The sequence below is a fragment of the Streptomyces xingningensis genome, from assembly GCF_054957865.1.
In genome coordinates this window covers 126,306-144,759 of sequence record NZ_JBDJPF010000005.1, presented here as the reverse complement: position 1 = coordinate 144,759, position 18,454 = coordinate 126,306, and the positions used below count along the sequence as shown (strand labels likewise).

The following is an 18,454-nucleotide window of genomic DNA, read 5'->3' as shown; positions in this document are numbered from 1 at the left end:
ACTGTACAGATGCGACTCCGCCGAGGTTGCCCGGCCGTTGCCCGCGGGGAACCGCCGTGCACATCAAGACGGCATCAATCAGCAGGATCCGGGCGACAGAAGCCCGTCAGGAATCACATCCGGGGCAATCCGCGCGCGGTTGGGTGGGGTGATCATCCACCCCCCGAACCGTCGAAGGCCACCTCGCGATGCTGCACCTGGTCCCCGAGCGGGATGTCACCCCACAGGCCCCGGTCCCGTCCCCGGCTCCGCCCGGCAGGCGCCGCCACCGCAGGGTGGCCGGTGGTGCCATTGAGCCCCGGCAGTTGATCGCCTCGCTCCCGGAGGCGATCCGCAAGCTCCATCCCCGGGTGATGGTCAAGAACCCGGTGATGTTCGTCGTCGAGGTGGGCTCCGTGCTCACCACGCTGTCCGCCGTTCTCGACCCGTCGGTCTTCACCTGGCTGATCAGCTGCTGGCTCTGGCTCACCGTGGTCTTCGCCAATCTCGCCGAGGCCGTCGCCGAGGGGCGGGGCAAGGCGCAGGCGGAGACGTTGCGGCGGACGCGCAGCACCACCATCGCCCGGCGGCTGCAGAGCTGGCGGGTCGGAATCCGGCCGTCCGACTGGGAGGAGCATCGGGTTCCGGCGGCCGAGTTGAGGCCGCAGGACTTTGTCGTCGTCGAGGCGGGCGAGATCATCCCGGGTGACGGCGAGGTCGTGGACGGCGTCGCGGCCGTGGACGAGTCGGCGATCACCGGGGAGTCCGCGCCGGTGATCCGCGAGTCCGGCGGTGACCGCTCCGGTGTCACCGGGGGCACCAAGGTGCTCTCGGACCGGATCGTGGTACGGATCACCTCCCGCTCCGGGCACACCTTCCTGGACCGCATGATCGCCCTGGTCGAGGGCACCTCGCGGCAGAAGACCCCCAATGAGCTGGCGCTCAACATCCTGCTGGCCTCGCTGACCGTCATCTTCATCCTGGCCGTGGTCAGTCTGCAGCCGATGGCCTCCTGGGCGGGTGCTCAGCAGACCATCACCGTGCTGGTGGCGCTGCTGGTCACGCTGATCCCCACCACCATCGGGGCGCTGCTCTCCGCGATCGGCATCGCGGGCATGGACCGGCTGGTCCAGCGCAATGTCATCGCGCTGTCCGGGCGGGCCGTCGAGGCCGCCGGCGATGTCAATACGCTGTTGCTCGACAAGACCGGCACCATCACCCTCGGCAACCGGCAGGCGGCATCCTTCGTGCCGGTCAGGGGAGTTGCCCACGAGCTGCTGGCCGATGCCGCCCAACTCGCCTCGCTGGCCGACGAGACGCCGGAGGGCCGGTCGATCGTCGTCCTCGCCAAGGAGAAGTACGGGCTGCGGCAACGCCCCGAAGGGGAGCTCTCGCACGGGCACTTCGTGCCCTTCAGCGCCCGGACCCGGATGAGCGGCGCCGACTTCGCCTGGGAGAACGAGGAGAACGAGGGGGAGCACGAGCTGCTGCGGGTTCGCAAGGGCGCGAGCGGCGCGGTGACCGAGTGGGTCGCCCGGCGCGGCGGTGTCGTGCCCGCCGAGGCCGGGTGGATCGCCGACTCCATCGCCTCGGACGGCGGCACCCCGCTGCTGGTCGCGATCGAGGACCGCGACGGCGCCCGGGTGCTGGGTGCCGTGCACCTCAAGGACATGGTCAAGCCCGGCATCGCGGAACGCTTCGCCGAGCTGCGGACCATGGGCATCAAGACCGTCATGATCACCGGTGACAACCCGCTCACCGCCAAGGCGATCGCGGCCGAGGCAGGGGTGGACGACTTCCTCGCCGAGGCCCCCCCGAGCACAAGCTCGCCCGCATCCGGGAGGAGCAGGCGGGCGGCAATCTCGTGGCGATGACCGGTGACGGCACCAATGACGCCCCGGCGCTGGCCCAGGCGGATGTGGGGGTGGCCATGAACACCGGCACCTCGGCCGCCAAGGAGGCCGGGAACATGGTGGACCTGGACTCCAACCCCACCAAGCTGATCGAGATCGTGGAGATCGGCAAGCAGCTGCTGATCACCCGGGGCGCGCTCACCACCTTCTCCATCTGCAATGACGTCGCCAAGTACTTTGCGATCGTGCCCGCGATGTTCGGCGGCGTGGCCGGCTACCGGGGGCTGGAGAAGCTCAATGTCATGGGCCTGCACAGTCCGACCTCGGCCATCGCCTCGGCGATCGTCTTCAATGCGCTGATCATCGTCGTCCTGATTCCGCTTGCCCTGCGCGGCGTGCGCTACGCGCCCTCCTCGGCCCATGATCTGCTCCGCCGCAACCTGGGGCTTTATGGGGTGGGTGGCCTGATCGCGCCGTTCCTCGGGATCAAGCTCATCGACCTGCTGGTCCAGTACGTACCGGGCATCTGACCGGCCGCGCCGCCCCGGATTGTTGCGGCGGGATGAAATCCGCAGCGTGGAGCGTTGGGGCCTTCCGACGGCGGAGGAAAGTGCGGGAGGTCTCTGGTGGTGGCGACGGACGTGGCCGGGCGGGGCTGGGCCAGGCGCCTGGCGGGATACTGCTGGCGCTACCGGCGGACGGTGCTGCTCGCACTGGGCTCCTCGCTGCTGGGCATGGCGGTCATGGCCCTGGTACCGCTCATACCCAAGCTGATCATCGACGATGTCATCGGCTCCCACCAGCGCCCGCTCGCCCCCTGGGCCACGCTCCTGGTGGCCGCCGCGGTCGTCGTCTATGCGCTCACCTACGTCCGCCGCTACTACGGCGGACGTCTCGCGCTCGACGTCCAGCACGACATGCGGACCGAGATGTACGGGGCGATATCGCGGCTCGACGGCATCCGGCAGGACGAGCTCTCCACCGGTCAGGTCGTCGGCCGGGCCACCAGCGATCTGCAGCTGATCCAAGGGCTGTTGTTCATGATGCCCATGATGGTGGGCAACATCATCCTGTTTGTGATCTCGCTGATCGTGATGATGGTCCTCTCCCCGCTGCTGACCGTCGTCGCCCTCGCCGTCGCGCCCGCGCTGTGGTTCCTCGCCCGGCACAGCCGCACCCGGCTCTTCCCCGCCACCTGGTACGCCCAGGGTCAGGCCGCCGCCGTCGCCGGGGTCGTGGACGGCGCCGTCACGGGCGTGCGCGTGGTCAAGGGCTTCGGGCAGGAGGCGCAGGAGGCCCACAAGCTGCGCGAGGTCAGCCGCAGGCTCTTCGCCGGACGGCTGCGCACCGTACGCCTCAACTCCCGCTACACCCCGGCACTGCAGGCCGTCCCCGCGCTCGGCCAGGTCGCCATGCTCGCGCTCGGCGGCTGGATGGCCACCCGGGGACAGATCACCCTCGGTACGTTCGTCGCCTTCTCCACGTACCTCTCACAACTCGTGGGCCCCGTGCGGATGCTGACCATGATCCTGACCGTGGGACAGCAGGCCCGGGCCGGTGTGGAGCGGGTCCTCGAACTCATTGACACCGAGCCGGTCATCGAGGAGCACCCCGAGGCCCGCGACCTGCCCGCCGACGCGGACGCCTCGGTCGAGTTCGACGAGGTCCGCTTCGGCTACGACCCCGGGCGGCCGGTCCTCGACGGCTTCTCGCTGCGCATCGAGCCCGGTGAGACGGTGGCCGTCGTCGGCACCTCCGGCAGCGGCAAGTCGACGCTGTCGCTGCTGCTGCCGCGCTTCTACGACGTCTCGGGCGGTGCCGTGCGGATCGGCGGGCAGGACGTCCGCGAGCTCACCCACTCCTCGCTGCGGGCCGCGATCGGGCTGGTGCCGGAGGACAGCTTCCTGTTCTCCGACAGCATCCGCAACAACATCGCCTACGGTCTGCCGGAGGCGACCGACGAGCAGATACGCACCGCCGCGCGGGCCGCCCAGGCCGACGGCTTCATTTCCGCCCTGCCGGACGGCTATGACAGCGAGGTCGGCGAACAGGGGCTCACCCTCTCCGGCGGCCAGCGCCAGCGGATAGCGCTGGCCCGCGCGATCCTCACCGACCCCCGCCTGCTGCTGCTCGACGACGCGACCTCGGCGGTGGACGCGCGCGTGGAGCACGAGATCCACGAGGCGCTGCGCGGCGTCATGGCCGGCCGCACCACGCTGCTGATCGCCCACCGCGCCTCCACGCTGTTGCTGGCCGACCGGATCGCGGTGCTGGACGGCGGACGCCTCGTCGACGTCGGCACGGCGGAGGAGCTGGAGCGGCGTTGCGCGCTGTACCGGCGGCTGCTGACGGATCCCGACGAGCTGGCGGAGGTGCGCAAGGACCCGGCGGGCATGGCGGCGCCGGCGGGCCCCTTCGGCGGCGAGGCATCGGCGACGGGCCTGGTGATCGACCCGGTGGAACCGGAGGCCGTGCCCCGGCAGCGCGGGAGACGCGTCATCGACGGGGTCACCCCGTCCCTCTGGGTGCGACCCATGACCGGGGACCGCGCCGACGAGGCGCACGGCGCCGTCGCCGGAATGCCGTCCCCCAAGCCCTCGGCTACGCTCGGGCAGGGGGCACCCCCATCCCCGGAGCTGCTGGCCCAGGTGGCCGCGCTGCCGCCCGCCACGGACACCCCCGACGTCGACGAGGAACGCGCCGCGCGGGCCGAACACGCCTATGGGCTGAGAAGGCTGCTGCGCGGCTTCGGCGCGCCGCTCGCCCTGGGCCTGCTGCTGCTGGCGGTCGACGCGGTGGCCGGGCTGCTGCTGCCCGTCCTCATCCGGCACGGCATCGACCAGGGTGTGGAACGCATGGCGCTGGGTGCGGTGTGGACGGCCTCCGGACTGGCCCTGCTGGTGGTGCTCGGGCAGTGGGCCGTCCAGGTCGGCGAGACGCGGGTGACCGGACGTACCGGTGAACGCGTGCTGTACGCACTCCGCGTGAAGATCTTCGCGCAGCTGCAGCGGCTCGGGCTCGACTACTACGAGCGCGAACTCACCGGCAAGATCATGACCCGGATGACGACCGACGTCGACGCCCTGTCCTCGTTCCTGCAGACCGGTCTGGTCACCTTCTTCGTCTCCGTGCTGACCTTCTTCGGCATCCTGGTCGTCCTCCTGGTCCTCGATGTCCAGCTGGCGCTCGTCGTCTTCGCGACGCTGCCGCTGCTGGCCATCGGCACGGTGTTCTTCCGGCGGCAGAGCGTCAAGGCCTATGAACTCGCGCGGGAGCGGGTCGGGTTGGTCAACGCCGACCTGCAGGAGAGCATGGCGGGGCTGCGCATTGTGCAGGTGTTCCGCCGGGAGGAGGCGGGCGCCGGGCGGTTCGCCGAGCGCAGTGACGGCTACCGGCAGGCGCGGGTGCGCGGCCAGTGGCTGATCTCGGTCTACTTCCCGTTCGTCCAGCTGCTGTCCTCCGTCGCGTCGGCCGCGGTGCTGATCGTGGGCGCGGGCCGGGTGAGCGACGGGACGCTGACGGCGGGTGCGCTGGTGGCGTATCTGCTCTACATCGACCTGTTCTTCGCACCCGTGCAGCAGCTGTCGCAGGTCTTCGACGGCTACCAGCAGGCCACGGTCTCGCTCGGCCGGGTCCAGGCGCTGCTGCGCGAGCCGACGTCGACGCCCGCTCACGAAAGGCCGCGCGAGGTGGGGGAGTTGACGGGCGAGGTGGTCTTCGACGATGTGCACTTCCACTACGGCGAGGCGAAGGAACAGGCGCTGGCGGGCATCCGGCTGACGATTCCGGCCGGGCAGACCGTCGCGTTCGTCGGCGAGACCGGGGCGGGCAAGTCCACCCTGGTGAAGATGGTCGCGCGGTTCTACGACCCCACCTCCGGCGCGGTCCGGGTGGACGGGCACGATCTGCGCGAGCTGGACCCGACCGGGTACCGGCACCGGCTCGGTGTCGTCCCGCAGGAGCCCTACCTCTTCCCCGGCACCGTGCGCGATTCCATCGCCTATGGACGCCCGGACGCCACGGATGCGGAGGTCGAGGCGGCGGCGCGGGCGGTGGGTGCGCACCAGATGATTGCCACGCTGGACGGCGGATACCTGCATCCGGTGAGCGAGCGCGGGCGCAACCTCTCCGCCGGGCAGCGGCAGTTGATCGCCCTGGCCCGGGCGGAGCTGGTCGATCCGGACATCCTGCTGCTGGACGAGGCCACCGCCGCGCTGGATCTCGCGACCGAGGCGCTGGTCAACGAGGCCACGGAGCGGCTGGCGGGGCGGCGCACCACGCTGGTGGTCGCCCACCGGCTGACCACGGCCGCGCGGGCGGACCGGGTGGTGGTGCTGGATCACGGCCGGGTGGTGGAGGACGGTACGCACGAGCGGTTGCTCGCGCTGGACGGCCGGTATGCGCGGCTGTGGCGGACGTTCACGGGGGAGTTCGAGGCCTCGGGGGTGAGGTGAACCGTACTGTCCGCTAACTGAGGGGAAAGGTGGGTCTGGCGCGGCTGGTGTCACCCCGGTAGGTTCGCGGCGACCTTTGCGAACCCAGGGGAGGGCGCATGCGCAAGGCTCTCAGATGGTTGCCGGCACTGGTGGTGCTCATAGGAGCCCTCGGTGCCGGCACCGGGCCGGCGGGGGCGGCGACCACCGCCACCGAGCCGGACATCAAGGAACGCATCCTGAAGGTCCCCGGGATGCGCTTCCTCAAGGAGGAGAAGCCCGACAACGAGCACCGCTATCTGGTGCTCACCTACCGGCAGCCGATCGACCACCGGCATCCGGACAAGGGCACCTTCGAGCAGCGGTTCACCGTACTGCACAAGTCCACGGACCGGCCGACCGTGTTCTACACCTCCGGCTACAACGTCGTCACCCGGCCCGGCCGCAGCGAGCCGACCCGGATCGTGGACGGCAACCAGGTGTCGATGGAGTACCGCTTCTTCGCTCCGTCCCGGCCGCAGCCCGCGGACTGGTCCAAGCTCGACATCTGGCAGGCGGCGAGCGACCAGCACCGCCTCTACCAGGCGCTGAAGCCCGTCTACGGCAAGAACTGGCTGGCCACCGGCGGCAGCAAGGGCGGCATGACCGCCACCTACTACCGTCGCTTCTACCCGGACGACATGGACGGCACCGTCGCCTATGTCGCGCCCAATGACGTGGTGAACGGCGAGGATTCGGCCTATGACCGGTTCTTCGCCAACGTCGGCGACCAGGCCTGCCGCAGGCAGCTCAACTCGGTGCAGCGCCAGGCGCTGGTCCGGCGGGACGAGATCGTCGGCCGTTACCGGAAGTGGGCCGAGGAGAACGGCAAGACGTTCACCATAGTCGGCAGTGCCGACAAGGCCTATGAGAATGTGGTCCTCGACCTGGTGTGGGCATTCTGGCAGTACCACCTGCAGAGCGAGTGCGCCACCGTACCCGCGACCAAGGCGTCGACGGATGAGCTGTACAAGTTCATCGACACCATTTCGGGCTTTGACGCCTACACCGACCAGGGGCTGCAGCAGTTCATTCCGTACTACTACCAGGCGGGCACCGAGCTGGGATCGCCCACTTTCAAGTCCCCTCATCTGAAGGGGCTGTTGCGCTATCCGGGGATCTACCAGCCGCGCTCCTATGTGCCGCGTGACATACCGATGAAGTGGCACCAGGGAGTGATGGCGGACATCGACCGCTGGGTGCGCCAGGACAGCAGGCGGATGCTGTTCGTCTACGGGCAGAACGACCCCTGGGGCGCCAAGCCGTTCCGGCTGGGCCAGGGCGCCGGGGCCCGGCACGACTACCGGTTCTTCGCGCCGGGCGGCAACCATGGCTCCAACATCGCCCAGCTGGTGGCCGATGAGCGGGCCAAGGCCACGGCCGAGGTGCTGCGTTGGGCGGGCGTCGCGCCCGCGGCCGTACAGCAGGACGACAAGCGGGCCCGGCCGCTCGCCCCGTACGACCCCAAGCTCGACCGGGTGCAGGCGGAGGAACATCCGACGCTGCGGCCGTAGGGCAGGTCCGATGGGATGGCGGTCAGGTCAGGCGGCGGGCGCACCCGATGGGTGCCTCGCCGCCGATCTGTACATAGAGGTCGGTCGAGGCCGGACAGTCCTCGCGGGTAAGGGCCTTGTCGGTGATCCGGTACTCCGGCGCATGGGGGAGCGAGCCGTCGCACGCGGTCTTCTTCACCACCCCGGGGCGCTCGGTGCCATAGACGCAGTCGCCCACCACCGTCCGCGGTCCGCCGCCCATGCCCGGGTCGCCCGGGTGCGGCGGCCGCAGGTTCCGCAGGCAGGCGTAGCCCTCGGGCGCGCTGTCCCGCTCCGAGGTGCCGCGGTTGACGGCGGCGAGGTGCAGGACGAAGTCGGTGGTCTCGGGGCACAACGGGCCGCCCTCCTCGGGTCCGTTGTGGCGGGCCAGCACCCGGGCGACGGCGCGCCGGTCCGTGCAGCCCAGCTCCGGGAAGGCGGGGCCGGGGCCGGCGCAGGCGCCCTGGTCCAGATAGGTCGTGCTGTCGTGCCCGGCCCGGGGGGCCGGGTCGGCCTCCGGTTCGGCCCGCCCGGAGGCCTGGCATGCGGTGAAGGCGAACGGTGCGTACAGCACGGCGAGCACGAACAGCGCTGTCGGCAGCGCGGGATGACGCATGGGATCCCCCAACCACCTGGGAAAGACCAAGAGTTACCTGATGCGGTCGGCGCGCGCCAGGCGTGCGGGAGGCTTCGCTGAGGGTGACGGTCCTGGCTGCGCCCCAAGGCCCCAAGGGGGGCCGCCGCCGGTGCAGTTGGGAGGGGGCGCACCGGTCGGCGGCATGCCGTCGGCCGCAGGCGGCGGAGAGGGAGGTCAGCAACGCGATCAGCGACGGAAGCCGACACCGCTCTGCGGAGACTCACCGACAGCACGGTTCTAGGACGAAGGGCGCGCCGGTGTGGTTCCCCGGTGGGCGCGAAACGTCCGGTTCGCGCCGGGCGTACGGCGCGTGGTCAGCCGCGCTGCGGCCAGTGCTCGCGCAGCACGCGCACGGTCTCGGTGATCGCCGGGCGCCGGGCGGCGCCGGTGCGCCAGTAGGCGAAGATCCGCCGCACCGGGACCGGTTCGAGGCGCAGTGCGACCACGCCGTCCGGCAGCGGGCCGAGGCCGAGACGGGGGATGAGGGCGATGCCCAGTCCGGCCGCGACCAGGGCGATCTGGGTGTCGTACTCGGCCACCTGGTGGGCGAGTTCGGGTTCGCCGCCGCAGGCGCGCAGGGTGCGTACCAGCCAGTCGTGGCAGGCGGTGCCGGGTGGCTGGCAGATCCACCGCTGGTGGGTGAGGTCCGCGCGGGCGATGGTCTCGCTTCCGGCCAGCGGGTGGTCCGCGGCGACGAACACCTCGCACCGGTCGTCGCCGATGACGGCCCGCTCCAGGCCCTCCGGCGCGGGCAGCGGCGCGATGTCCCAGTCGTGCGCGACCGCGACGTCGATGGCGCCCCGGGCGACCAGGTCCACCGACAGATGGGGGTCGGCCTCGGTCAGCCGGGTGTCCAGGGCGGGGTGTTCCCCGGCCAGCCGGGCGAGTACGCCGGGCAGCAGGCCGCGGGCGGCGGTGGGGAACGCCCCGATGGTCAGCCTGCCGGTGGGCCGCCCGCGCTGTTCCTCCAGGGCCGTCTCGGCCTGTTCGACCAGGGCCAGCAACTGCCGTGCGGTGTCGGCGAGATGGCTGGCCGCGTCGGTGAGTGCCACGCCCCGGCCCCGGCGTTCCAGCAGGGTGGTGCGGGTCTCCCGCTCCAGCTTGGCTATCGCCTGGGAGATGGCGGAGGGGGTGTAGCCAAGGGCGATCGCGGCGGCGCTGACGGAGCCGTGCACGGACACGGCGTGCAGGGCCTTGAGGCGGGGCAGGTCGAGCATGGACATCGGCCTCCATCGTTCAGTACTGCTTCAACCCATCATGAAGCAGCCTGAACTGTTGTTACATGGTCGGCGCAGGTAATCCTGGTCACTTCGTTGCCGTCCCCCAACGGTGAAGCCGTCCTCCAACGGTGAAGAGGGAAGAGGAGTGCCAGTGGTCAGTCTGCATGCGGTGGTCGGCATGATGCTCGTGTCGCTGGGGCTGGTGCTCACTCCCGGGCCGAACATGATCTACCTGGTGTCCCGGTCGGTGACCCAGGGGCGCCGGGCGGGGCTGATCTCCCTGCTGGGCGTCGCCGTGGGCTTCCTTGTCTACCTGCTGGCCGCGACGGCGGGCATCGCCACCCTCTTCGCCCTGGTCCCCGCGGTGTACACGACCGTCAAGCTGGCCGGTGCGGCCTATCTGGGCTGGCTGGCCTGGCAGGCTCTCAGGCCCGGTGGAACGTCCGCCTTCGACCCCAAGCCGCTGCCCCCGGACCCGCCCCGCAAGCTGTTCACCATGGGTCTGGTCACCAATCTGCTCAACCCCAAGATCGCGATCCTCTATGTCTCGGTGCTGCCGCAGTTCGTGGACGCCGACCGGGGTTCGGTGCCGCTGCAGAGCCTGCTGCTCGGGCTGACCCAGATCGTGATCGCGGTCACCGTCAACGGCCTGATCGCCATGACCGCCGGTTCCGTCTCCGCCTTCCTGGGGCGGCGCCCTCGCTGGCTGCGGGCCCAGCGGTATGTGATGGGGACGGTGCTGGCGGGCATAGCGGTGCGGGTGGCCGCGGACTGAGGGCGTCCATGACCTCCATCTTTCAGTGTTGATAAAACCTACTCTGCAGAAACGTGAACTGGTGCTACAAGGTGGGCAGCCGTGATGCTGCTCGTATGCGTCCGCTTCACATAGCCCTCGCCGTCCTTGTCGCCGCCCTCTGGGGTGTCAACTTCGTTGTGATGGACATCGGCCTCGACCACTTGCCGCCCCTGTTGTTCTGTGCTCTCCGCTTTGTCGCGGCGGTGCTGCCGGCGGTCTTCTTCGTCGGGCGGCCGCCGGTCAAATGGCGGTGGATCATCGCGGTCGGGCTGGTGCTCGGGGTGGGGAAGTTCGGGCTGGTGTTCATCGCGATGCGGGCGGGGATGCCCGCCGGGCTGTCCTCGCTGGTACTGCAGATCCAGGCGGTGTTCACCGTGCTGCTGGCGGTGGCCTTCCTGGGCGAGCGGCTGGGCGGGAAGCGGATGGTGGGGATGGCGGTGGCGCTGGCGGGCATCGCGGTGGCCGCGGTCGACGAGGGCATGTCCGGCTCGATCCTCGGCTTTGTGCTGATCGTGGTGGCCGCGGCCCTCTGGGGGGTCTCCAATGTGCTGACCCGCAAGGCCGCGGCGCCGGATGCCTTCCGGTTCATCGTCTGGGTCAGCGTGGTCCCGGTGCTGCCGCTGCTGCTGCTCTCGCTGGTCTTCGAGGGCCCGTCGGCCGATGCCCGCGCGCTGGCCTCCATCGGATGGGACGGCGCCGGGGCGGTGCTCTATGTCGGCTGGATCAGTACGCTGCTGGGCTTCGGGCTCTGGGGCTTCCTGCTGCGCCGCCATGACGCCTCGGTCGTGTCCCCCTACGCACTGCTGGTGCCCGTGTTCGGGATGTCCTCGGCCGCGCTGATCCTGGGCGAGGACGTGAGCCCGCTGCGGTGGTGCGCGGCGGCGCTGCTGGTGGGCGGGATCGCGCTCACCTCGCTCCGCCGGCCTCGTCGGCCAGCCGCCGCAGGAACTTCCGGCCCGGACCGGCCAGTTCGGGAAACGGCGCCGCTTGTGGGTGCCAGCGCTTCTCGTACTCCCAGCACAGCCAGCCGTCCCAGTGCGCGCGGCCGAGCACGGTGACACAGTCGGCCAGCGGCACCGCGCCCGCGCCGAGCGGCAGGGGCGTGGTGTCCTGCGCCGAGGCGACATCCTTGAACTGGACATAGCCCAGGTGCGGGGCCAGCGCGGGAAAGCTGACGGCCGGTTCCTCGCCGCCCAGCCAGGTGTGCAGCACGTCCCACAGCACGCCGATGCTGTGGTGTCCCACCGGGCCCAGCACCCGCACCGCGTCCTGGGCCCGGCGGTGGGAGTCATGGGTCTCCAGCAGGACCCGGACTCCGGTGTCGGCGGCGAGCGGTGCGATGGCGCCCAGCCGGCGGGCGGCCTGTGTGTCGGCCTCCGGCGCGGGCCGGCCGCCGCCGCCGGGGAACACCCGCACATAGGGCGCGCCGAGGTCCCCGGCGAGCCGGACGAGGGCGGTGAGCTGGGCGAGCACCGGTTCGTCCGGTCCGGCGGCGGCGACCCGGGCGTATCCGGCGACGGCCAGGATCCGCACGTCCGCATCCGCGAACCGCCGGGCGGCGGCGGCCCGTTCGGCGGGGGGCAGACCGGGGTGGACGGGCTCCTCGGGGTGGGCGCGCAGCTCGACCCCCTGGTAGCCGTGCGCGGTGGCGAGGCGCAGCACCCCGGGGAGGGGCAGGCCGGGGACGCCGAGGGTGGAGAAGGCCAGCTTCATGGTCAGCGGCTTCCCCGTGCGCCGCACCGGCCCCCGCCACCTTCTGTAACGGATTGATAACGCTTCGAAATGCCTGCAACCCTACGGTGCCACGGTGGGTCGTATGTGGCATCCGGCTTCCCGGGGGAGGCATCCGGGGGGATAGGGGGAAGCCGGTCGAGGGGGGAATGCGAGGGGCCCGGTCGTCGGACCGGGCCCCTCGAGTCACTCCGGGGAACTCTCTGTCACACCCTGGCTGTACCGTCGGGACATGGTGCAACTGGCAGTCGTCGAAGGGGTTCTCGAGCGGATCACCTACGCCAACGAGGAGAACGGCTACACCGTCGCCCGGGTGGACACCGGCCGCGGCAGCGGCGATCTCCTCACGGTGGTCGGCTCGCTGCTCGGCGCGCAGCCGGGGGAGTCGCTCCGCCTGGAGGGCCGCTGGGGCTCCCACCCGCAGTACGGACGGCAGTTCACCGTGGAGAACTACACCACCGTGCTGCCCGCCACCATCCAGGGCATCCGCCGCTATCTGGGCTCGGGTCTGATCAAGGGGGTCGGGCCGCGCATCGCCGACCGCATCGTCAGCCACTTCGGTACCGACACCCTGGATGTCATCGAGGGCGAGCCCGGGCGGCTGATCGAGGTCCCCGGGCTGGGGCCCAAGCGCACCAAGTCGATCGGCGCCGCCTGGGAGGAACAGAAGGCCATCAAGGAGGTGATGGTCTTCCTGCAGGGCGTGGGCATCTCCACCTCCATCGCGGTGCGCATCTACAAGAAGTACGGCGATGCCTCGATCTCCGTGGTCCGCAACCAGCCCTACCGGCTGGCCGCCGATGTGTGGGGCATCGGCTTCCTCACCGCCGACCGCATCGCCCAGTCCGTGGGCATTCCGCACGACAGCCCCGAGCGCGTCAAGGCGGGCCTGCAGTACGCCCTGTCCCAGTCCACCGACCAGGGGCACTGCTTCCTGCCCGAGGAGCGCCTGATCGCGGACGGGGTGAAGCTGCTCCAGGTGGACACCGGGCTGGTCATCGACTGCCTCGCCGAACTGGCGGCCGACCCCGAGGGGGTGGTCCGGGAGACGGTCCCCGGGCCGGAGGACGGCGCGCCGGTGACGGCCGTCTATCTGGTGCCCTTCCACCGGGCCGAACTCTCGCTCGCCGGGCAGCTGTCGAGGCTGCTGCGGGCCGAGGAGGACCGGCTCGCCGCCTTCCGGGAGGTGGACTGGGACAAGGCCCTGGCCTGGCTGGCGGAGCGCACGGGTGCGGAGTTGGCGCCCGAGCAGCAGCAGGCGGTCCGGCTGGCGCTCTCCAGCAAGGTCGCGGTCCTCACCGGCGGCCCGGGGTGCGGCAAGTCCTTCACGGTGCGGTCCGTGGTCGAGCTGGCGCGGGCCAAGCAGGCCAGGGTGGTGCTGGCCGCGCCCACCGGCCGGGCCGCCAAGCGGCTGTCAGAGCTCACCGGGGCCGAGGCGTCCACCGTGCACCGGCTGCTGGAGCTCAAGCCGGGCGGTGACGCGGCGTATGACAAGGACCGGCCGCTGGACGCCGACCTGGTGGTGGTCGACGAGGCGTCCATGCTGGATCTGCTGCTCGCCAACAAGCTCGCCAAGGCCGTGCCGCCCGGTGCCCATCTGCTGCTGGTGGGCGATGTGGACCAACTGCCCTCGGTGGGCGCCGGGGAGGTGCTGCGCGACCTCCTCGCCGAGGGCGGCCCGGTGCCGGCCGTCCGCCTCACCCGGATCTTCCGGCAGGCGCAGCAGTCCGGGGTGGTCACCAATGCCCACCGCATCAACTCCGGTGTGCCGCCGGTGACTTCCGGTCTCGCCGACTTCTTCCTCTTCGCCGAGGAGGACACCGAGGAGGCGGGCCGCCTGGCGGTGGATGTGGCGGCCCGCCGCGTCCCCGCCAAGTTTGGGCTCGACCCGCGCCGGGACATCCAGGTGCTGGCCCCCATGCACCGCGGCCCGGCCGGTGCGGGCAACCTCAACGCCCTGCTCCAGCAGGCCATTACGCCCGCCCGTCCCGATCTGCCGGAGCGGCGCTTCGGCGGTCGCGTCTTCCGCGTCGGCGACAAGGTCACCCAGATCCGCAACAACTACGAGAAGGGCGAGAACGGCGTCTTCAACGGCACGGTCGGCGTGGTCACCGGCCTGGACGAGGTCGAGCAGCGGCTGACCGTGCGCACCGACGAAGACGAAGAGGTGGCCTATGACTTCGACGAACTTGACGAACTCGCCCATGCCTACGCGGTGACGATCCATCGCTCACAGGGCAGCGAATACCCCGCGGTGGTGATCCCGGTCACCACCGGCGCCTGGACCATGCTGCAGCGCAATCTGCTCTACACCGCGGTGACCCGGGCCAAAAAGCTGGTGGTGCTGGTGGGCTCCCGGCGTGCCCTGGGGCAGGCGGTGCGCACGGTCAGCGCGGGCCGCCGCTGCACCGCGCTCGATCACCGGCTCGGTTCCGGAGGTGGTGTTCGTCTCTGAGCGGTTTACCAAACGGGGCGAACGGGGCAGTATGGCCAGGTTGGCGGCACTGAGTGCCGCCCATGGGCCCTATGGCCGACCCCGAGTGCACGTACTTCGGCCAAATGGGGGAAGGTAGGGGTAGTCAGGGCACCTCAAAGAAGAGGCACAACGTCGGTGAGGGATGACGTGAGCGACAACTCTGTAGTACTGCGTTACGGGGACGGCGAATACACCTACCCGGTGGTCGACAGCACCGTCGGCGACAAGGGCTTCGATATCGGCAAGCTGCGCAACGAGACCGGTCTGGTGACCCTGGACTCCGGCTATGGCAACACCGCCGCCTACAAGTCCGCGATCACCTACCTCGATGGCGAGCAGGGCATCCTGCGCTACCGCGGCTATCCCATCGAGCAGCTCGCCGAGCGCAGCACGTTCCTCGAGACGGCCTTCCTGCTGATCAACGGAGAGCTGCCGACGGTCGACGAGCTGGCGACGTTCAAGGGTGAGATCACCCGCCACACGCTGCTGCACGAGGACGTCAAGCGGTTCTACGACGGCTTCCCGCGGGACGCCCACCCGATGGCCATGCTGTCGTCCGTGGTCAGCGCGCTGTCGACGTTCTACCAGGACAGCCACAACCCGTTCGACGCCAAGCAGCGCGACCTGTCCACCATCCGGCTGCTCGCCAAGCTACCGACGATCGCGGCCTACGCCTACAAGAAGTCGGTCGGCCACCCGGTGGTCTACCCGCGCAACGACCTCGGCTATGTCGAGAACTTCCTGCGCATGACCTTCTCGGTGCCCGCCGCCGACTATGAGCTGGACCCGGTCGTGGTCAGCGCCCTCGACAAGCTGCTCATCCTGCACGCCGATCACGAGCAGAACTGTTCGACCTCGACGGTGCGCCTGGTGGGCTCCTCGCAGGCCAATATGTTCGCCTCGATCTCTGCGGGCATCAGCGCCCTGTGGGGCCCGCTGCACGGCGGTGCCAATCAGTCGGTGCTGGAGATGCTGGAGGGCATCAAGGTCTCCGGCGGCGATGTCGACACCTTCATCCGCAAGGTGAAGAACAAGGAAGACGGCGTGAAGCTCATGGGCTTCGGGCACCGCGTCTACAAGAACTTCGACCCCCGGGCGAAGATCATCAAGGCGGCGGCGCACGATGTCCTGGCCGCCCTGGGCAAGGAGGACGAGCTTCTCGACATCGCCCTCAAGCTGGAGGAGCACGCGCTGGCCGACGACTACTTCGTCGAGCGCAAGCTCTACCCCAATGTGGACTTCTACACCGGCCTCATCTACCGGGCCATGGGCTTCCCGACCGAGATGTTCACCGTGCTCTTCGCGCTCGGCCGGCTGCCCGGCTGGATCGCCCAGTGGCACGAGATGATCAAGGAGCCGGGTTCCCGCATCGGCCGTCCGCGCCAGATCTACACCGGTGTGGTCGAGCGCGACTTCGTGCCGGTCGAGCAGCGCTGACCCCCATCGCGCCCAGGACGGCGCCCCGCCCCGGCTCCCGGGGCGGGGCGCCGTCGTATCACCCGGCTGCCGCATTGCCCGGTCAAAGGCATTTCAGACCGAAGTGTGTACACGGCATGTGTACAAGGCAGAGATGGCAGGTGTATATGGCAGCAATGAAAAGCGCCCCGCCGCCGATCCCCCCACGGGTCGGGGCGGGGCGCTTTTCGCCCCGGACCGGATTCCCCCCACGGGATCCGCCCGGGAGCCTTGGTGCGCCCTGCGCTCAACAGCTCATTCCGCACGCATTTGCCGGGACAGCGTACGTACGGGAGGGCCGCTCAAAGCTCCCCGGGTACGTGCCCCGGCCACGCGTGGCCGGTACCGTCCCCCAAGACGACCCAGCACTGCCTGGTTAGACCAACCACCCCCCGGAATGGTTACCTCCTAATTGCTGTGATCTAGGTCTCTTGGCAAAGTGGGGTTAAAAGGACAAGAGCCCTGATTTGAAAATCAGGGCTCTTGGAATTGCTTGAAATGGCCGGTCGGCCGGGCGGCTCAGACGCGGCCGGCCAGCTCGTAGCCCGCCTCGTCCACGGCGGCGCGCACGGCCTCGTCGTCCAGCGGGCCGGTGGCGGTGACGGTGACCTGGCCGGTGGCGGCGACGGCCTGCACGGAGGTGACGCCGTCGATCGCGGAGATCTCGCTGCGCACCGCGCCCTCGCAGTGGCCACAGGTCATGCCGCTCACCTGGTAGACGACGGTGGACAGGGTGTCGGTCCGGGAAGTCATGCCGATGCTCCTCAGTGATCGTGGGCCGCCTGGCGGTTGCCTGCGTCAACACTATACCCCCTAGGGGTATCCCTGGGAGGTAGGTGGCCGGCAAAGTCAGACGCGGCGTTCGCGCCGGGCACGGTTGCCGGGGCGTTTCGCCACCCAGATGCGGATCGTGTCCGCGAACCAGTACGGTTTGCCGCCCTCGGTGAGATCCGGGGCGGGCAGCAGCCCGTGCTTGCGATAGGAGCGCACGGTATCGGTCTGCACCCCGATGTGTGCTGCGATCTCCTTGTAGGACCAGAGTCGACGGTCGGTCATCTCTCGCGCCTCTCCGCTGCGCCGCAGCTACGGAGGGGTCCGTCGGGGGGACTGCGGCGCTGCCTTCTTGATCACCAGCCTGTCCCCGGTGAACGACGCGGTGTGACTGCCCGGGAGGGGCTGTCGAGCGGCTGTGACAGAAGCCTCGCCCAAATGTGACGTCCGTAACCGGGAGATGACCGAAAGCGCGGTGGCGCGGGGCCGGGTGACGGTCAGTCGAGCCCCGCCCGCGCCGCCACCTCCACCGGCCTGACCGGCCGGTTCTCCCGCCGTGACAGTTCGCAGGCCTCGGCGATCAGCAGCGCGGCCAGGCCCTCGCGGCCCGGGCACGGGCTGTGTGACGCGCCGTGCACGGCCCGTACGAAGGCGGCCAGTTCCGCGCGGTACGCCCCCTCGAACCGCTGCAGGAAGCCAGTCCAGGGCGCGGTGGGCGCCGCGGGGCCGTGCGGCTCGGCCGAGGTCACCGGGGTGCGGTCGTCCAGGCCCACCACCCACTGCTCCCGCTCGCCGCACAGCTCCGTCCGCACGTCGTACCCCGCGCCGTTGTAGCGGGTGGCGGTCGCGCTGACCAGCGTGCCGTCGTCCAGGGTGAGCAGCGCGACGGCGGTGTCGACGTCGCCCGCCGCCCGGAAGCAGTCCGCGCCGTCGGCCGAGCCCCGCGCGTACACCTCGGTCACCTCACGTCCCGTCAGCCACCGTACGGCGTCGAAGTCGTGCACCATGCAGTCGCGGAAGAGCCCGCCGGACAGCGGCAGGAAATCCGCGGGCGGCGGTGCCGGGTCCGAGGTGACGGCCCGGATGGTGTGCACCCGGCCCAGCCGCCCGGACCGCAGCGCCTCGCGCGCCGCGCGGTAGCCCGGGTCGAAGCGGCGCTGGAAGCCGATCTGGAGCAGCGTTCCGGCGGATTCGACCTCGCGCAGGGCGCGGGCGGTGCCCGCCGGGTCCAGGGCGATGGGCTTCTCGCAGAAGGCGGGCAGCCCGGCGCGGGCGGCGCGGGTGATGAGTTCCGCGTGGGCGGTGGTGGCGGTGGCGATGACCAAGGCGTCGACGCCGCTCGCGAAGACCTCGTCCACATCGCCCGCGGCGCTGGCTCCGACGCGCTGTGCCAGCGCCTTGGCGCGGCTCGGGTCGGCGTCGGCGATCACCAGCTCGGCGGTTTCGCCCAGGGTGCCGGCATGGAAGGTGCCGATGCGGCCGGCGCCGAGGAGTCCGATGCGGAGGGGGTGGGGCGGGGGCTGGGTCATGGT

11 protein-coding genes and 2 pseudogenes are annotated in these 18,454 nt (G+C 70.4%); 7 read left to right on the top strand and 6 right to left on the bottom strand.

All coding sequences use genetic code 11. The annotated features are described in order from the left end of the window. Positions 1–188 precede the first annotated feature (188 nt). From kdpB to ABCR83_RS04690, 3 genes and pseudogenes are all read left to right on the top strand, one after another. A pseudogene (gene kdpB, locus ABCR83_RS04700) lies at positions 189–2,362 on the top strand (potassium-transporting ATPase subunit KdpB). Positions 2,363–2,458: 96 nt separating this feature from the next. Then, entirely contained in the window at positions 2,459–6,286 is a 3,828-nt protein-coding gene (locus ABCR83_RS04695) for an ABC transporter ATP-binding protein (protein WP_462693482.1), read from the top strand. A gap of 98 nt (positions 6,287–6,384) precedes the next feature. Beyond that, positions 6,385–7,818 carry a S28 family serine protease gene (locus ABCR83_RS04690; RefSeq protein ID WP_462693481.1) on the top strand — a complete coding sequence of 478 codons (1,434 nt, stop codon included), beginning with the start codon at positions 6,385–6,387 and terminating at the stop codon, positions 7,816–7,818. Between the two features lie 22 nt (positions 7,819–7,840). On the opposite strand, the gene ABCR83_RS04685 is transcribed toward ABCR83_RS04690, so the two are convergent. Together ABCR83_RS04685 and ABCR83_RS04680 are read right to left on the bottom strand one after the other, a co-directional pair. Next, the gene (locus ABCR83_RS04685) at positions 7,841–8,452 is read right to left on the bottom strand and encodes a hypothetical protein (protein ID WP_462693480.1); all 612 of its coding nucleotides are present in this window, start codon (positions 8,450–8,452) and stop codon (positions 7,841–7,843) included. 335 nt (positions 8,453–8,787) lie between these two features. Further along, on the bottom strand, positions 8,788–9,690 hold the full coding sequence (locus ABCR83_RS04680; protein WP_462693522.1) for a LysR family transcriptional regulator: 903 nt from the start codon (positions 9,688–9,690) through the stop codon (positions 8,788–8,790). A 154-nt stretch (positions 9,691–9,844) separates the two neighbouring features. On the opposite strand from ABCR83_RS04680, the gene ABCR83_RS04675 reads away from it, so the two are divergent. Beyond that, complete coding sequence (locus tag ABCR83_RS04675; RefSeq protein WP_462693479.1) at positions 9,845–10,468, top strand: LysE family translocator; 624 nt, start codon at positions 9,845–9,847, stop codon at positions 10,466–10,468. A gap of 95 nt (positions 10,469–10,563) precedes the next feature. Further along, complete coding sequence (locus tag ABCR83_RS04670; protein WP_462693478.1) at positions 10,564–11,547, top strand: EamA family transporter; 984 nt, start codon at positions 10,564–10,566, stop codon at positions 11,545–11,547. Here the strand turns inward: ABCR83_RS04670 and ABCR83_RS04665 are convergent. Further along, positions 11,486–12,202: pseudogene (locus ABCR83_RS04665) on the bottom strand (sugar phosphate isomerase/epimerase family protein); the annotation flags it as partial. The gene ABCR83_RS04670 and the pseudogene ABCR83_RS04665 overlap by 62 nt on opposite strands. A gap of 250 nt (positions 12,203–12,452) precedes the next feature. On the opposite strand from ABCR83_RS04665, the gene recD2 reads away from it, so the two are divergent. Further along, on the top strand, positions 12,453–14,675 hold the full coding sequence (gene recD2 / locus ABCR83_RS04660; RefSeq protein WP_462693477.1) for an SF1B family DNA helicase RecD2: 2,223 nt from the start codon (positions 12,453–12,455) through the stop codon (positions 14,673–14,675). Between the two features lie 168 nt (positions 14,676–14,843). Beyond that, a complete protein-coding gene (locus ABCR83_RS04655) occupies positions 14,844–16,133 on the top strand; it encodes a citrate synthase (RefSeq protein WP_462693476.1) in 1,290 nt (429 codons plus the stop codon). A 537-nt stretch (positions 16,134–16,670) separates the two neighbouring features. Here ABCR83_RS04655 and ABCR83_RS04650 read toward each other — a convergent pair. From ABCR83_RS04650 to ABCR83_RS04640, 3 genes are all read right to left on the bottom strand, one after another. Beyond that, positions 16,671–16,904: a heavy-metal-associated domain-containing protein gene (locus ABCR83_RS04650; RefSeq protein WP_462693475.1), complete on the bottom strand. Its 234-nt coding sequence runs from the start codon at positions 16,902–16,904 to the stop codon at positions 16,671–16,673. A 96-nt stretch (positions 16,905–17,000) separates the two neighbouring features. Then, entirely contained in the window at positions 17,001–17,207 is a 207-nt protein-coding gene (locus ABCR83_RS04645) for a helix-turn-helix transcriptional regulator (RefSeq protein WP_462693474.1), read from the bottom strand. 212 nt (positions 17,208–17,419) lie between these two features. Beyond that, positions 17,420–18,451, bottom strand: a complete 1,032-nt coding sequence (locus tag ABCR83_RS04640; protein ID WP_462693473.1) for a Gfo/Idh/MocA family protein — start codon at positions 18,449–18,451, stop codon at positions 17,420–17,422. Positions 18,452–18,454: the final 3 nt, after the last annotated feature.

Bases quoted from the DNA above. Each gene is read 5' to 3' on its own strand.
- ABCR83_RS04690 (WP_462693481.1), top strand. From the start codon at position 6,385: ATGCGCAAGGCTCTCAGATGGTTGCCGGCACTGGTGGTGCTCATAGGA.
- ABCR83_RS04685 (WP_462693480.1), bottom strand. From the start codon at position 8,452: ATGCGTCATCCCGCGCTGCCGACAGCGCTGTTCGTGCTCGCCGTGCTG.
- ABCR83_RS04680 (WP_462693522.1), bottom strand. From the start codon at position 9,690: ATGCTCGACCTGCCCCGCCTCAAGGCCCTGCACGCCGTGTCCGTGCAC.
- ABCR83_RS04670 (WP_462693478.1), top strand. From the start codon at position 10,564: ATGCGTCCGCTTCACATAGCCCTCGCCGTCCTTGTCGCCGCCCTCTGG.
- recD2 (WP_462693477.1), top strand. From the start codon at position 12,453: ATGGTGCAACTGGCAGTCGTCGAAGGGGTTCTCGAGCGGATCACCTAC.
- ABCR83_RS04650 (WP_462693475.1), bottom strand. From the start codon at position 16,904: ATGACTTCCCGGACCGACACCCTGTCCACCGTCGTCTACCAGGTGAGC.
- ABCR83_RS04645 (WP_462693474.1), bottom strand. From the start codon at position 17,207: ATGACCGACCGTCGACTCTGGTCCTACAAGGAGATCGCAGCACACATC.
- ABCR83_RS04640 (WP_462693473.1), bottom strand. From the start codon at position 18,451: ATGACCCAGCCCCCGCCCCACCCCCTCCGCATCGGACTCCTCGGCGCC.